Origin of the sequence: Nonomuraea endophytica, assembly GCF_014203235.1 — a bacterium.
Classification (GTDB): domain Bacteria; phylum Actinomycetota; class Actinomycetes; order Streptosporangiales; family Streptosporangiaceae; genus Nonomuraea; species Nonomuraea endophytica.
The window spans coordinates 386,719-401,023 of record NZ_JACHIN010000003.1; the positions used below are offsets into that span (position 1 = coordinate 386,719).

Genomic DNA, 14,305 nt, shown 5'->3' on the forward strand with positions numbered 1-14,305 from the left:
CATAAAGGCGTTCGCAATACAACGGAGGTACGGAGACATGCCCATCGGGCTTCTCGCCCTCGCCCTCGGGGGCTTCGGCATCGGACTCACCGAGTTCGGCATCATCGGACTGCTGCCCGAGGTGGCCGCCGACTTCGGCGTGAGCGAGCAGGCGGCCGGCTACCTGGTCTCCGGCTACGCGCTGAGCGTCGCCGCCGGTGCCCTCGCGCTCACCGCGGCGACGGCTCGCTTCGACCGCAAGAAGGTCCTGCTGGCGTTGATGGTGCTGTTCATCGTGGGCAACCTGACCTCGGCCCTGGCGACCGCCTACGGCACCATGATGATCGGCCGTGTCGTCGCGGCCCTGTGCCACGGCGCCTTCTTCGGCGTCGGGTCCGTGGTGGCCGCCGACATGGTTCCCGAGGGCCGCCGGGCCGGCGCCATCGCGCTGATGTTCGGCGGGCTCACCGCGGCCAACGTGCTCGGCGTTCCCCTCGGCACCCTGCTCGGCCAGCAGCTCGGCTGGCGCGCCACGTTCTGGGCCATCACCGTGATCGGCGTCGTCGCCCTGGCCGGAATCCACCTGCTCGTCCCCTCTGCCCCGCCGCCAGCCAGGACCGGCCTGCGCGGCGAGCTGGCCGCGTTCCGCCGCCCCCAGGTCTGGCTGTCGGCTGCGGTCACGGTGCTGGCGTTCGGCGGCATGTTCGGCGCGTTCACCTACATCGCCTTCACCCTCACCGAGGTCACCGGCTTCGCCGCCGCCACGGTCCCCTGGCTCCTGGTCCTGTTCGGCGCGGGCACGTTCGCCGGCAACTACGCCGGCGGCAAACTGGCCGACCGCGCCCTGACCCCGTCGCTGGCCGCCATCCTGGCCGCTCTCACCGTGGTCCTGGCCGTCTTCGCGCTGACCGCGGGCAGCAAGCCCATGACCGTCCTGTCGCTGCTGCTGATGGGCGCCGTCGGCCTCGCCACCGCGCCCGGCCTGCAGGTGCGCATCATGAGCCACGCCCAGGACGCGCCCACGCTGGCCTCCGGCGCCAACATCGCCGCCTTCAACGTCGGCAACGCCCTCGGCGCCTGGCTGAGCGGCCTCGCGCTGGCCGGCGGGCTGGGCTTCGTCGCGCCGTTGTGGGTCGGCGCCGCCGTGACGGCCGCGGGCCTCGTCGTCCTGGCCTTCGCGTCGGTACGGCCCCGCCGTCCGACCCCATCGATGTCCTGATCCACAGTGGTAACGGGGTTGTCACATTTCGTGGTGGGCTGACAACAGGTGAGCCGGGTCTCATAGCTTTTGCGCAAATTCAGTAGAAAGCATCGACCTACTGGACAACTCGTCAGTAAGGTGACTGCTCCGGAGTCGCCCCGGTTCACGAGGTGGTCATGACGGTAACCAAGGCGGAGCGCTGATGGCCGGTTACGTCGGCCGGAAGGCCGGTTCGGCCCTGGGACAGGTGGGTGAGCTTTTCGTCATCGTCCTGGAGGGCCTGCGGCGTACCTGGGACGTCAAGAGCTGGTGGTGGGAGTTCGTCGATCAGTGCTGGTTCCTGGCCCGGGTGACGAGTGTGCCGGTGCTCCTGGTCTCGCTGCCGCTCGGCGCCACCGTCGCCCTCCAGGTGGGCGAGCTGGCCTGGCAGCTCGGCGCCGCCTCGGCCACCGGCAGCGCCGTCTTCGTCGGCCTGATCCGCGAGGTCGCCCCGCTGGCCAGCGCCCTGCTCATCGCCGGCGCCGGGGGCAGCGCCATGACCTCCGACATCGGCGCCCGCCACATCCGCGACGAGCTGAGCGCGATGGAGGTCATGTCGGTCAACCCCATCCACCGGCTGGTCACGCCGCGCATGTGGGCGGCCAGCACCGTCGCCGTGTGCCTGTGCCCACTGGTCATCCTGGCCGGAGCCTCGGGCGGCTACTTCTTCAACGTCGTCGTCCAGGGCGTCACCCCCGGCGCGTACTTCGACGGCGCGCTCTCGCTCGTCGTCGGCTCCGACCTCTACGTCACCCTCTTCAAGGCGTGGGTGTTCGGCTTCATCGCCGCCGCCGTCGCCTGCTACAAGGGCATGACCTGCGCGACCAGCCCGGTCGGCGTCGGTCGGGCGGTCAACCAGTCCACCGTGGTCACGTTCATGCTGGTCTTCGCGTTCAACTACGTGATCTCCGCCGTCTACTTCCTCGCCTACCCGCCCAAGGCGCTGTGATGGCCACCCGTACGGCGGGCCTCAGGTTCGCCCGGCAGGGCCGGGAGATCGGCGAGAAGTTCGCCACGCTCGCCGACTGGCCGTTGTTCGTCTGGCGGGTGGTGTTCTACTCCGTACGCGACATCGTCCTGCGCCTGCGCTACTTCAAGGTCGTCATGCGGCAGGTCAGCGATGTCGTGATCGGCGTGGGCGCCACGGTCATCGGCGGCGGCATGATCTTCGTGGTGTTCACGATGGCCTTCGTCGTCGGCGCCACCGTCGGGCTCCAGGGCTACCAGGGGCTCCAGGCGATCGGCGCCGAGTCGTTCATGGGCCTGGTGGGCAGCTTCGCCAACGTCCGCGAGATCACGCCGATCATCGCGGCCACGGCGCTGGCCGCCCAGGTCGGCTCGGCGTTCACGGCGGAGCTGGGCGCGATGCGGATCTCGGAGGAGATCGACGCGCTGGAGGTGATGGGCATCAACGCCTTCACCTACCTGATCTGCACCCGGGTGGTGGCGGCGCTGCTGGCGCTGATGCCGATCTACCTGATCGCGTTGTTCGCCAGCTTCTTCGCCACCCGGCTGATGAGCACGGTGCTGTTCGGCCTGGCGCCCGGCGTCTACGACTACTACTTCTACCTGTATCTCCCGGTCAGCGACATCGTGTTCAGCGTCGCCAAGGTCGGGGTGTTCGCGTTCACGGTCATCGTCATCCACTGCTACCACGGCTTCTACGCCACCGGCGGCCCGGTCGGCGTGGGGGTCGCGGCCGGGCGCGCGATCCGCCAGTCGATCGTCACGATCGTCCTGCTCAACCTGCTGTTGTCGTACCTGTTCTGGGGTGGCGGCGGCAGCGTGAAGCTGACGGGGTGAGGGGCATGGGACGCAAGGAGCTCACCCTGCCCACCCGGATGGCGATCGCCGCCCTCGTGGTCGTGGCGCTGGTGGCGGCGACGGTCTTCATCGTGCGCAACGCCTCCCAGGTGAGCGGGACCCGGATCGACGCGGTCTTCGGCCGCGCCGGGCAGGGCATGGACTCGAACTCGCCGGTCAAGATCCGCGGCATCACCGTGGGCGACGTGACCGGCGTCTCGCTCAACGCCAAGGGGCAGGCGGTGGTGACCATGCACCTGCAGCCGGGCGTGCGGGTGCCGCAGTCGGCGGTCGCCTCGATCGAGCCGACGTCGGTGTTCGGGCCCAAGTACGTCAACCTGAAGCTCGGCTCGGGGGAGGGGGCGGGGCCGTACCTCGGCAGCGGGGCGATCATCACGAAGACCGAGGACCCGCTGGACCTGTCCGACACGCTCGGCGACGCCTACCGCGGCCTGGACGCGGTCGACCCGCGCGAGGTCACGGTCATCGTGCACACGCTCGCCAAGGGCCTGGAGGGACAGGGCGAGGACCTGCGCGAGCTGATCGACGACGCGGGCACGGTCGTCGGCGTCGCGCACAAGCACCGAGGGCTGGCCCAGCGGTTCCTGCGCGACACGGCCGCCCTGTCGGGCGCGCTGGCCGACAAGGGCGACGAGCTCGTGGCCATCAGCGAGGACGTCAACACCATCACCCCCGACCTGCTCAAACGGGCCGACAAGGTACGCGCCCTGCTCAAGGAGATGACCGACATCTCCGACCTGACCGCGCACGGCCTGCGCAAACACCGGCAGAACCTGCGCGCCGGCGTGCACTCCGGCGAGCGGGTGGCCGCGCTCATCTACGCCCAGCTCGGCCTGGCCGGAGACGGCGTACGCGGGCTGCGCACGCTCGTGGACCTGCTCAACGAGCTGATCGAGGCGCCGGGACCGGGCGGCGCCCGGCAGATCCAGGTGGAGGCGTTCGTCTCGACCGACATCTGCGAGCTGATCGTCGGCGCCTGCGGCCCGACGGACGGGAGGCGCTGAGGTGGCGGCCCCCGCCAGGACCTCGCCGCAGATCGTGCGGCGCCGCTGGACCCTGGCGAAGTTCGCGCTGTTCTTCGGCGTCGCGGCGGGCCTGATCGGGCTGATCACCGTCCAGATCGCCCGGATCGGCACCGGCGCCGGCTACAGCCTCGTCGCGACCTTCGACGACGTCTCCGGCCTGGTGGAGGGCGACCTGGTCAAGATCGCGGGCGCGCCGGTCGGTCAGGTCGACACCATCAAGGTGGTGAACGGCAGAGCCGAGATCACCATGGAGGTGCAGGAGGGCATCACCGTGCCCTCCGACACCGAGGCGGCGATCCGCTGGCGCAACGCCGTGGGCCAGCGCGTGGTCTACCTGCTGCCCGGCACCGCCAAGGACCGCCTGCCGCCGGGCGCGCGCATCGCCCGCACCGCCTCGGTCGTGGACATCGGCGAGCTGGTCAGCGACCTCGGCCCGCTGACCAGGAGCCTGGACCCCGAGCAGATCAACCAGCTGCTCACTGCCGCCGCCAAGGCGCTCAAGGGCAACGACAAAAACATCCCGAGGCTGCTCGACAACGTCAACGCCATCACCGGCACGCTCACCGAGCGCAAGGAGACGATCCGCGGCCTGCTGAAGGACTACGCGACCGTCAGCGGCGTGGTCGCCAGGCGCGACGAGCAGATCTCCCAGCTGGTCGACAACCTGGTGGTGCTGTCGGAGGCGTTCGCCAGCAACAGGAAGCTCATCGACGACTCGATCGTGGAGCTGAGCGCGACCCTGCACACCTCCAACGAGGTGCTCGGCAAGAACGCCGACGAACTCGGCGCGCTGGTCGACAACCTGTCGCGGCTGACCGGCGGCATCCGGCGCAACGTGGGCACCATCGAGAAGACGGTCAACACCTTCCGCCCGCCGTTCGAGCGCGCCTACTCCAGCGTCAACCGCGGCCACTACTTCATCTCCGCCGTCCCGTGCGTGGCCCTGGGCCCGTCGCCGTGCCCGTACCCGATGACCACGCCGCCCCCGCTGCGCGGCAGCAAGAAGATCGCCAGCACCAGCGACCTGCGGAAGCTCATGGTGGGTGACTGATGGCCCTGAAGTCCTTCCGCGACCGCAACAAGATCGTCGTCGGCCTCGTGTCGATGGCCGTGCTCGGCTCGCTGCTGGTCGCCACGTTCCTGGTGGGCAGCCTGGGCCTGCTGGAGGGCGGCTACACGATGTCGGGGACGTTCACCGACTCCGGCGGCTTACGCGGCGGGCAGGACGTGCGGGTGGCGGGCGTGCGCGTCGGCGAGGTGACGGAGGTCCGCGCCGACTACGCGCGGGGCCACGTCGTGGTCACCTGGCGGGTCGACTCCGACGTACGGCTCGGTCGCATCACCCGGGCCGACGTCGCCCTGTCCAACCTTCTGGGCGGCCGCTACCTCAGGCTCACCGGCCCGGTCGCCGCCCCCTTCATGGACCAGCTCCCGGAGGCGCAGCGCCGCATCCCGGTGGAGCGCACCGGCACCCCCACGCTGATCAACGACGCCATCAAGGACGCCACCCGCCTGGTCAAGGCCCTGGACACCGACGCCGTGGACGACCTGCTCACCGAGCTCGGCAAGATCGACACCAGCAAGCGCGGCCGCATCACCCGCCTGCTGAAGAACATCGGCGACCTGTCGGACACCATCAGCGAGAGCGAGCCCGAGCTGCAGAAGCTCCTCGACAACGGCACCCGGATCATGGACCTGCTGGAGAAGAAGGACAAGCAGCTCGCCCGCCTGATCGACGCCATCGAGATCATGCTGAACGAGCTGCGCGGCCGCAGGAACGAGCTGCGCACGCTGCTGGGCGACGGCAGCGACCTGGTCCAGAGCACCACCAAGCTGATCAACGAGCACGAGAAGTCGCTGGTCCAGGTCCTCGACGACAACGGCGCGATCACCACCCGGCTCAACGCCAGCAACCAGGAGTTCAACAAGCTCGTGGCCTGGATCGGCCCGACGTTCTCCGGCCTGGCGACCATGGGCGGCCAGGGGCCCTGGATCGAGGCGATCGCCACCGGGCTCGGCCCGATCAACCCGGAGGTGCTGGGCGCCATCGCCAAGGACAGGAAGAACGACCGATGAGAGTGCTGAAGCTGCTCGTGGCGACGCTCCTGCTGGTCTCCTCCGGCGGGTGCGGGCTGATGGGCGGGGCGGCGCCGTACACGATCACCGCGATCTTCTCGAGCGCGCCCTCGCTGTACGAGCAGGCGCGCGTGAAGGTGATGGGCCTGGACGCCGGGTACGTGGAGCGGATCGCGATCGAGGGCGACAAGGTCCGGGTGACGATGTCGGTGGACGCGGAGGTGCCGCTGCCGGAGCAGGTGAAGGCGGTGGTCGCGCCGCAGAACACGCTCGGCGAGCGCAACGTGGTGCTGTATCCGCCGTGGAAGCCGGGGGAGCGGCGGGCCGGGCCGGGGACGGTGATCCCGCTGGGGCGTACGGACCTGCCGGTGGAGATCGACGACGCGCTGGACGCCTTCACGAAGCTGACCGACGCCCTGGACGACGAGAAGCTCGGCGACGTCGCGGGCAACCTGGCCGACGGTGTGCGCGGGCGCGGCAAGACGATCAACAACGCGCTCTCCGACACCGCCGAGCTGACCGGCACGCTCGCCAAGCAGGATCAGCAGCTCATCGACCTGGCCAAGGGCCTGAACCGGCTGGCCACCAGCCTCAACGACCGCCAGGGCCAGGTGACCAGGGCCATCGACGCCTTCTCCGAGGCGAGCGCGATCCTGGCCGAGGAGCGGCGCAGGCTGCGCGGCTTCATCTCGGGCATGGCGGACTTCGTCCGGCGCGGCGACGTGCTCATCGAAGAGTATTCCGAGCGCCTGCCCAGAGCCGCGGGGACGCTGGCCGAGCTGGTGCTGACCGTGCGGGCCAACAGCGAGTCGCTGGCCGCGGGCATCAAGGGCGCGGCGGACTTCGCCGACGTGCTGGTCGAGGCGTGGGACAGGAAGAACCACCTGCTGAAGATCCGCGTCGTGCTCAACGCGATGACCAGGGCGTGGCTGCAGCCGTTGTTCGACGCGCTGAACCTGGGCAAGGTGCCGTGCCTGCCCGGCCGGCTCAGCAACTGCCCGTTCCAGAAGAAGAAGGGCGGATGATGAGAGCGCGCGCCCTGACCGGCCTGCTCGCCCTGGCGATCACCACCTCGTGCTCGCTCCAGGCGCTCGGCGGGACGAGCGGCGATCTGACGATCCACGCGACCTTCGACGACGTGCAGAGCCTGGTCACCGGCCACAGCGTGCAGGTCTCCGACGTCAAGGTGGGCTCGGTCACCGAGATCCGGCTGCAGGGCTACCAGGCCAGGGTCACCATGGAGATCGACGGCGCGCACCGGGTCCCGCGGGGCACCACCGCGACGGTGGCCAAGACCTCGGTGCTGGGCGAGAACTACGTCCAGCTCACCCCGCCGCCGGGCAAGGACCTGTCGACCGGCCCGTACCTGCCCGCGGGCGCGACGATCACCGACACCTCGGTGGAGCCCGACATCGAGCAGGTCACCGAGAAGGCCGGCCCGCTCATCGAGGCCATCGGCGCGCAGGACGTCAACGGCATCCTGGACGCCGCCTCGACCGCCTTCGCCGGCAAGGGCGGCGACGTCAACAAGCTCATCAGGCAGACCGCCGAGGTCACCGACAGCTACGCCGCCGCCCGCACCGAACTGGCGGCCACCGTGGACTACCTGGCGCGGCTCGGCGACGACCTGGCCAAGGGCGAGAAGGAACTGGACAAGCTGCCCGGCACGCTGGCCGCCGCGACCGCCAGGATCGCGCACGGGCGCAAGCACGTGAAGAAGGCCATCGTCGCACTGACCGGCCTGGCGAAGGAGGCCAACGGCACCGTCTACCCGCGCCACGCGGCCCGCCTGCGCACGATCATGCGCGAGCTGGACGGCGTCACCGACGCGATGGTGCGCGGCAAGGAGGACCTCAAGCGCCTCATGGCCAGGATCCAGTACTTCATCGACACGCCGCCGATCACCGTCAACGGCCAGGTGCTCATCTACGTCTGGCTGAAGGGCCTGCTGGTCAACGACAGCAGGGGCGTCATCCCCAACGACATCAAGGTGGAGCCGCCGGCGCTGCCCAACCAGCTCAAGGACTTCCAGCTGCTGTGGGAGCCGCCGCGATGAAGAACCTGCGCATCTACCTCAACCTGGGCTTCTTCGCGCTGCTGGGCATCGTGATGACGATCTGGGCGTTCACCACGATCATCAAGCTGGACGCGATCGAGCAGCCGTACCGGGTCTCGGCCGAGTTCGAGTCGTCACCCGGTCTGATCCGCGGCTTCGACGTCGCCTACCTGGGCGTGCGGGTCGGGCGGATCGGCGACGTACGGCTGGCGCCCGGCAAGATCGTCGTGGGCCTCGACATCGAGCGGGAGGTCCGGCTGCCCAAGGCGCTGACGGCCGAGGTGCGGCGCAAGTCGGCGATCGGCGAGCCGTACGTGGAGCTGTCCCCGCCCAAGACGATGACCGGCCAGAACCTCGCGCCCGGCGACACGATCCCGCTGCGCAGCACGTCGGTGCCGCTGGACTACAAGAAGTTGTTCGAGGGCGTGGGCAAGCTGCTCAACGCGGTCCCGCCCAAGGACGCCAAGACGATCACGCACGAGCTGGCCGTGGCCCTGGAGGGGCGCTCGCCCGCGATCAGGAGCATCATCGACGACGCCCACGGCCTGACCGACACGCTGGCCGACAACTCCGCCGTGCTCGACGAGCTGTCGGTGCAGCTCACCGAGCTGACCCACACGCTGGCCGGGAAGCGGAACGAGCTGGCCTCCGGGATCGAGAACACCGAGCTGGTGACCTCCTCGCTGGTGGAGTCCCGGCAGGACCTCAACGCGTTCCTGGACCAGGGGCCGGGGGTGTTCGCGCAGATCGACGGGCTGCTCCAGCGGGCCAGGCCGGGCTTCTCCTGCCTGCTGTCGGCGGCCGGGGCGCCGCACAAGCCGATCTTCTCCTCGGCTTCCGAGCGGAACATCCACCACCTGCTGAGCACCATGCCGACCGCGCTGAGCCTGGCCGACGACATCAGCGACCGCCGCGACGGCACCGTCTACGGGCGCAACATGTTCGTCTTCAGCGTGCCGGGCGGGCCGAAGGTGGCCGAGGAGTACGCCGAGCCGCTGGGGCCGCCGGCCATCCCGGGCCTGCGCGCCTGCCCGAAGCGGCCGCCCGCCGCTCTTGAGGCCGCCGAAGAGGGCCCCCGCGAGGAAGAGGAGAAGGAACGTGCGGCCCGGCCCGTGACCTCCGAGAAGAACGTGACCTCAGAGAAGAGGACGGAGCCCCCGAAGGAAGCGACAGAGACTCAGAAGAAGGACGTCCCCGCCAGGACGGCCTCGGCCGACACCCCACTCGACCACACACCCCTGATTGTCGCGATTTTCCTCGCCGTCGTCGCGGGTGGTGGCATCGTGGGCTGGATCGCGGTGGGCCGTGCCGCCCGCCGGCGCGAAACGGAGCTTTCATGACCACCGACCAGGAAACCCCCGCGAAGGCTGAGTCTGAAGTAGAGGTTGAGACCGAGGCTCAGGCGAAGGTCGACTCCGGGTTCCGCATGAAGATCATGGGCGCCGTGGCCGCCATGCTCGTCGCCGCCCTCGCCGCGACGGCGGTGCTCCAGTGGATGTCCGCGGGCCGCGCCCAGGACGCCCGCGCCGCGCTGGAGGCCGACCGGGCGCTGCGCCTGGAGGTCTCCCAGGCCGCGCACACCTTCGGCCAGTCGCTGCTCAGCTATGACTACCAGAGCCTGCAGGCCACCAGGACCAAGCTCATGGCCATGGCCACCGGCGACTTCCTCAACACCTACGACGACGCCTTCGGCGGCGTGATGGAACAGGTCATCGTCAAGCTGCAGGCCGTCTCCGTCGCCACCGTCCGCGACGTCTACCTCGCCGACGTCGACCAGTCCTCAGCCCATGCCATTGTGGTGGTGGACCAACAGGTGACGACGGCCAAGGCGATCAGAAGCGTCAAGGACTCGCACCTGAAGATCGCTCTGGTGCGGGAGAAGGGGTCATGGAAGGTTCGCGAGGTCACGGTGCTCGGCGCGGCCCAGGAGAACCAGTACAACAAGGACGGCACGCCCCTGGCCGACCCGAGTCCCACCCCGACCAAGAAGAAGTAGCCGCCACGGCCGTCGTCATGGGCGCGCGATCCGAGCAGGTGCGCGCCCCCGCCGCCTGGCTCACCGACGTCGAGCGCGCGCGTGCGGCCCGCTTCGTGCACGAGGCCGACCGCCGCGCGTTCGTCGCCGCCCACCTTCTGGTACGGCTCAGCGCCGCCGCCTGCCTGGACGCCGACCCGGCCACGCTCACCCTGTTGCAATACTGCGAGATCCATGGGGAGGGGCACGGCCGGCCGTACCTGAAGGAGTTCCCCGACCTCGGCGTCAGCCTGAGCCACACGCGCGGCTACGTCGCGGCGGCGGCGGGACCGGGCAAGGTGGGCATCGACGCCGAACGGGTCCCTCCGGGCGCTTTCGACACCGCCCTGGCCGCCCAGATAGCCGCGCCCACGAGCGTCACCGACAACACCGAGCTGATCCGGCTGTGGGCGCGCAAGGAGGCGCTCATCAAACGCGGCGAACTGTCCCTGGACACGGTCCGCACGCCGATCGTGTGGGATGCCCACCACGTGCTCGAATGGCAGGAGCCGCCGGACGTCGTGGTGGTGGCGGTCACCGACGTCAAGGCCGAGCGCGTCGGCGGTCAGGGCCTGGAGCCGTCGTCGTAGTGCGGGAGGTCGAGCGGCGGCACCGGGAAGCCGCCGGCGGCCGGCTCGCGCTCCAGCTCCTCGAACTCCGCGGCGACCCTGGCCCTCCCGGCCTCCTCGCGCCGCTGCCGCACGGTGTCGAACCGTAGCCAGACCGCCAGCGCGCCGGCCACGACGGCCACGCCGAGGCCGATACCCAGCGGCTCGCCGCCGTTCACCACCAGGTTGCGCACCGCCGCCACGACCATGATCCAGGCCAGGCTGACCGGGATCAGCACCTTCCAGCCCAGCGCCATCAACTGGTCGTAGCGGACGCGCGGCAACGAGGCGCGTACCCACACGACGAAGCAGAAGACCAGCACGAACTTGACGAAGAACCAGAGCGGCCCCCACCAGCCCTCGTCCGGCAGGCCGAACGGCGCCCGCCACCCGCCCAGGAACAACGTGACGGCGATGCCGGAGGCGGTGAACGTGTGCAGGTACTCGCCCATCATGATCAGGGCGAACTTCAGCGACGACGAGTACTCGGTCTGGAAGCCGCCGACCAGCTCGCCCTCGCCCTCGGGCAGGTCGAACGGGATGCGCGCGGCCTCGCCGAACATGCAGACCACGTAGACCAGGAACGACGGCAGCAGCAGCACCGCGAACCAGGTCTGCGCCTGCGCCCCGACGATCTCCGACGTGGACAGCGTCCCGGCGAACAGGAACACGCCGACGAAGGAAAGGCCCATCGCGATCTCGTAGGAGACCACCTGCGCCGCGCTCCGCAACCCGCCCAGCAGCGCGTACGGCGAGCGCGACGACCACCCGGCCAGCACCATCCCGTACACCGACACCGCGCCCATGGCCAGCATGAACAGCACCGCCACCGGAAGGTCCACCAGCTGCAACGGCGTCCGCACCCCGAACAGGTCCACCACCGGCCCGAACGGCACGATCGAGAAGGCCAGGAACGCCGGCACCACCATGATGACCGGCGCCAGCAGGTACAGCACCCGGTCCACCGCGCGCGGGAAGAGGTCCTCCTTCAGGCCCATCTTGATCGCGTCGGCGACCGACTGCAGGATGCCGTACCGGCCGGCCCGGTTGGGCCCGCGACGGTGCTGCATGCGCGCGATCAGCTTGCGCTCGAACCAGACCCCGAAGACGACCCCGAGCGCCAGGAAGAGAAAGAGCATCACCGCCTTGACGATGATGATCCACAACGGGTCCTGGCCGAAGTCGGCGAGGGTGGGATCGGCCATGAACGTCACGCTATTCGGCGAGCCGATCGGTGTATTGAACGAATGCGAACAGCTGTCTCGGCGTCATCTCCGTCATCGCCCGGACCTCCCGGGTGAGGTGGGACTGGTCGGCGTAACCGCAGGCGATGGCGGCGTCCAGCCGGGCCGCCGGCTGTCTCCACGCGTCCACGGTCCGCTGGAACCGGGCGATCCTGGCCACCGTCTTGGGCGACAACCCCACCACCCGGCGGAACCCGAGCTCGACATAACGACGGCTGACGCCCAGCTCACCGGCGAGCGCCGCGATCGTGGCCGGCCCGGCCGGATCCTGCAGCCGCGACCAGGCGCGCATGACCAGCTCGTCGCGGCCCGCGCCGGGACGCAGCCACGCCGTCAGCCGCTCCTCCAGCAGGCCGAAGCGCTCCGCCCAGCCCGCAGCCGAGGCCAACCGGCCGGTCAGCTCCTCGGCCCGCGCGCCCAGCAGATCCTCCAGCCGCACGGTCGTCCCGGTCACCTCGCGCAGCGGCGCGCCCGTCAGCGCCGACATCCCGGCCGGGGTGAGCCCGAGCGCCACCCCGTGCCGCCACGGCGACCGGGCCGACACCGTCACGGCGGCGCGCGGGCCGGTGACGATCGAGCCCATGCCGGTGAAGTCGACGATCAGCGTGGCCGCGTTGAGCGGCAGCATCCGGCTGGGCAGGTCGGCCTCGCCGGTGCGGAACCCGGCCCACCCCAGCACGTACGGACGCAGCCACGGCGGCGACAGCCGGGCGGTCATCCGGTACGGCTCCGCCCGCGGCCGCGTGGGCAGCGAATGAATCGCCATCACCCGCCCAGCCTGCCCTAACCCCACCGGCCCCCTGACATCGGGCCGCCTCCCGAGGCGAACCGCATGGTCGAGTCGTGCGTTCCGCATCTGCCCTTTGAGCGCCCGCGGGCCGAGTTTTGAGTCATGACAACGACAACGCGGCAACACCCCCTCCACTGGCTCAGGAACCGCTGGCCCACCGCCCTCGCGCTGGCCATGTCCGCCCTCACCGCCGGAGGCGGCCAGTCGGACGCGGCGGTGGGCTCGCTCGCGGGCACGCTGCTGATCCTGCCGCTGCTCTACCTCGTCGTCGCCAAGCTCGGCCGCCGGGAGGCCACCTGGCCGGGGCTCGTGATCGGGCTCGCGCTCGTCGTCGGGCTGCGGCTGCTGGACGTGGTCGAGCCCGCGTTCGTCTATTCGGGGATGGCGCTGGTCGTGCTCGTCTGGGGCGCGGTCGACGGGCAGCTCAGGAGCTCCGGGACGCTGCGGGCCCAGGCGGTGGGGATGCTGGTGTTCGGGGCGCTGGCCTTCGCCGGGCTGATCGTCGATCCGGAGATCGGGCGGTATCTGGTGGCGGCGGGGTGGTTCTTCCACGGGGTCTGGGACTTCGTGCACCTCAAGCTGGACAAGGTCGTGGCCCGCAGCTACGCCGAGTGGTGCGGGGTCGTGGACGTGGTCATCGCCGCCCAACTGGTCTTCATGCTCTAACGCCGGACGTTCAGGTTCATGCTCTAACGGCGGAAGTTCAGCACGAACCGGATGCGGTCGCCCTGGATGCGGCGCCGTACGAAGAGGACGGGCGCGCCGTCGGGGTCGCAGCTGACGCCCTCGCGGACCAGCAGCGGGCTGCCGATGGCCACGCCCAGGTGCTCGGCGTCGCCGATGTCGGCGGCGGTCGCGCTGAAGGCCCGCCAGTCGTACTGCAGGGCCACGCCCAGGGAACGCACCACGTTGCCCTCCGGCGGCAGCCGGCCGGGCAGCAGGTGGCTGGGCAGCCAGTAGGTGCTGATGGCCCAGGGCTCCGACTCGATCCAGATGAGCGTGTCGATGCGGGCCACGTCGGCGGGACCGCGCCCCAGGTGGGCGGCGGCCTCGCGGTCCTCGGGCGCGTTCGCGGCGGTGGCGGTGGCGACGATGCGCTCGATGGCGCCGTCCACGCCTTCGGCGGGCAGGCCCGCGTGCATGCTGCCCAGGTCGACCCGCTGGCTGAGGGGGTCGACGTCGATGGAGACCCGGGTGACGGGGGAGCGGACGAAGGTTCCGATGCCGCGGCGGATCTCGACGGAGCCGGCCCGGTCGAGTTCCGCGATGGCCTGGCGGATCGTCAGCCGGTTGACGCCGAACTCCGTCGACAGCTCGGGCTCGCTGGGCAGGCGGGATCCGGCGGACAGGGCGCCCGAGTCGATCCGTTCCTGGAGCGTGCGGGCGAGCCGGAGGTAGACCGGGATGGAGGAACGCATGTTCACCAGCTTGCCATCGGCAGTATTGACC

The 14,305-nt window shown here is 70.3% G+C and carries 15 protein-coding genes; 12 read left to right on the forward strand and 3 right to left on the reverse strand.

From position 1 onward, the window contains the following. The first annotated feature begins 37 nt into the window (after nucleotides 1-37). The 11 genes from HNR40_RS13695 to HNR40_RS13745 all read left to right on the forward strand — a co-directional run bounded on the left by HNR40_RS13695 (nucleotide 38) and on the right by HNR40_RS13745 (nucleotide 10,804). Entirely contained in the window at nucleotides 38-1,198 is a 1,161-nt protein-coding gene (locus tag HNR40_RS13695; RefSeq protein ID WP_184960993.1) for an MFS transporter, read from the forward strand. A 184-nt stretch (nucleotides 1,199-1,382) separates the two neighbouring features. Beyond that, on the forward strand, nucleotides 1,383-2,168 hold the full coding sequence (locus tag HNR40_RS13700; protein WP_184960995.1) for an MlaE family ABC transporter permease: 786 nt from the start codon (nucleotides 1,383-1,385) through the stop codon (nucleotides 2,166-2,168). Further along, entirely contained in the window at nucleotides 2,168-3,022 is an 855-nt protein-coding gene (locus HNR40_RS13705; protein WP_184960997.1) for an ABC transporter permease, read from the forward strand. Before HNR40_RS13700 ends, HNR40_RS13705 begins: the two co-directional genes overlap by 1 nt. Before the next feature lie 5 nt (nucleotides 3,023-3,027). After that, a complete protein-coding gene (locus HNR40_RS13710) occupies nucleotides 3,028-4,047 on the forward strand; it encodes an MCE family protein (protein WP_184960999.1) in 1,020 nt (339 codons plus the stop codon). 1 nt (nucleotide 4,048) lies between these two features. Further along, nucleotides 4,049-5,119, forward strand: coding sequence for an MCE family protein (locus tag HNR40_RS13715; protein WP_184961001.1), 1,071 nt, complete (start codon nucleotides 4,049-4,051; stop codon nucleotides 5,117-5,119). Beyond that, complete coding sequence (locus HNR40_RS13720; protein WP_184961002.1) at nucleotides 5,119-6,144, forward strand: MlaD family protein; 1,026 nt, start codon at nucleotides 5,119-5,121, stop codon at nucleotides 6,142-6,144. The genes HNR40_RS13715 and HNR40_RS13720 overlap by 1 nt, the downstream gene beginning before the upstream one ends. After that, on the forward strand, nucleotides 6,141-7,169 hold the full coding sequence (locus tag HNR40_RS13725) for an MCE family protein (protein ID WP_184961004.1): 1,029 nt from the start codon (nucleotides 6,141-6,143) through the stop codon (nucleotides 7,167-7,169). Before HNR40_RS13720 ends, HNR40_RS13725 begins: the two co-directional genes overlap by 4 nt. Continuing rightward, the gene (locus HNR40_RS13730; RefSeq protein WP_246509033.1) at nucleotides 7,166-8,200 is read left to right on the forward strand and encodes an MCE family protein; all 1,035 of its coding nucleotides are present in this window, start codon (nucleotides 7,166-7,168) and stop codon (nucleotides 8,198-8,200) included. The genes HNR40_RS13725 and HNR40_RS13730 overlap by 4 nt, the downstream gene beginning before the upstream one ends. Beyond that, the gene (locus HNR40_RS13735) at nucleotides 8,197-9,540 is read left to right on the forward strand and encodes an MlaD family protein (protein ID WP_184961006.1); all 1,344 of its coding nucleotides are present in this window, start codon (nucleotides 8,197-8,199) and stop codon (nucleotides 9,538-9,540) included. Before HNR40_RS13730 ends, HNR40_RS13735 begins: the two co-directional genes overlap by 4 nt. After that, the gene (locus HNR40_RS13740) at nucleotides 9,537-10,196 is read left to right on the forward strand and encodes a hypothetical protein (protein WP_184961008.1); all 660 of its coding nucleotides are present in this window, start codon (nucleotides 9,537-9,539) and stop codon (nucleotides 10,194-10,196) included. The genes HNR40_RS13735 and HNR40_RS13740 overlap by 4 nt, the downstream gene beginning before the upstream one ends. A gap of 17 nt (nucleotides 10,197-10,213) precedes the next feature. After that, on the forward strand, nucleotides 10,214-10,804 hold the full coding sequence (locus tag HNR40_RS13745; protein ID WP_184961010.1) for a 4'-phosphopantetheinyl transferase family protein: 591 nt from the start codon (nucleotides 10,214-10,216) through the stop codon (nucleotides 10,802-10,804). Here HNR40_RS13745 and nuoH read toward each other — a convergent pair. Further along, entirely contained in the window at nucleotides 10,780-12,027 is a 1,248-nt protein-coding gene (gene nuoH, locus HNR40_RS13750; RefSeq protein ID WP_184961012.1) for an NADH-quinone oxidoreductase subunit NuoH, read from the reverse strand. The two genes, HNR40_RS13745 and nuoH, sit on opposite strands and share 25 nt — an antisense overlap. Nucleotides 12,028-12,037: 10 nt before the next feature. Beyond that, a complete protein-coding gene (locus HNR40_RS13755; protein WP_246509103.1) occupies nucleotides 12,038-12,832 on the reverse strand; it encodes a helix-turn-helix transcriptional regulator in 795 nt (264 codons plus the stop codon). Nucleotides 12,833-12,958: 126 nt separating this feature from the next. Here HNR40_RS13755 and HNR40_RS13760 point away from each other — a divergent pair, with 126 nt between their 5' ends. After that, on the forward strand, nucleotides 12,959-13,522 hold the full coding sequence (locus HNR40_RS13760; RefSeq protein WP_184961016.1) for a hypothetical protein: 564 nt from the start codon (nucleotides 12,959-12,961) through the stop codon (nucleotides 13,520-13,522). A 23-nt stretch (nucleotides 13,523-13,545) separates the two neighbouring features. Here the strand turns inward: HNR40_RS13760 and HNR40_RS13765 are convergent, their stop codons facing one another. Further along, complete coding sequence (locus HNR40_RS13765) at nucleotides 13,546-14,274, reverse strand: GntR family transcriptional regulator (protein WP_184961018.1); 729 nt, start codon at nucleotides 14,272-14,274, stop codon at nucleotides 13,546-13,548. Nucleotides 14,275-14,305 lie beyond the last annotated feature (31 nt).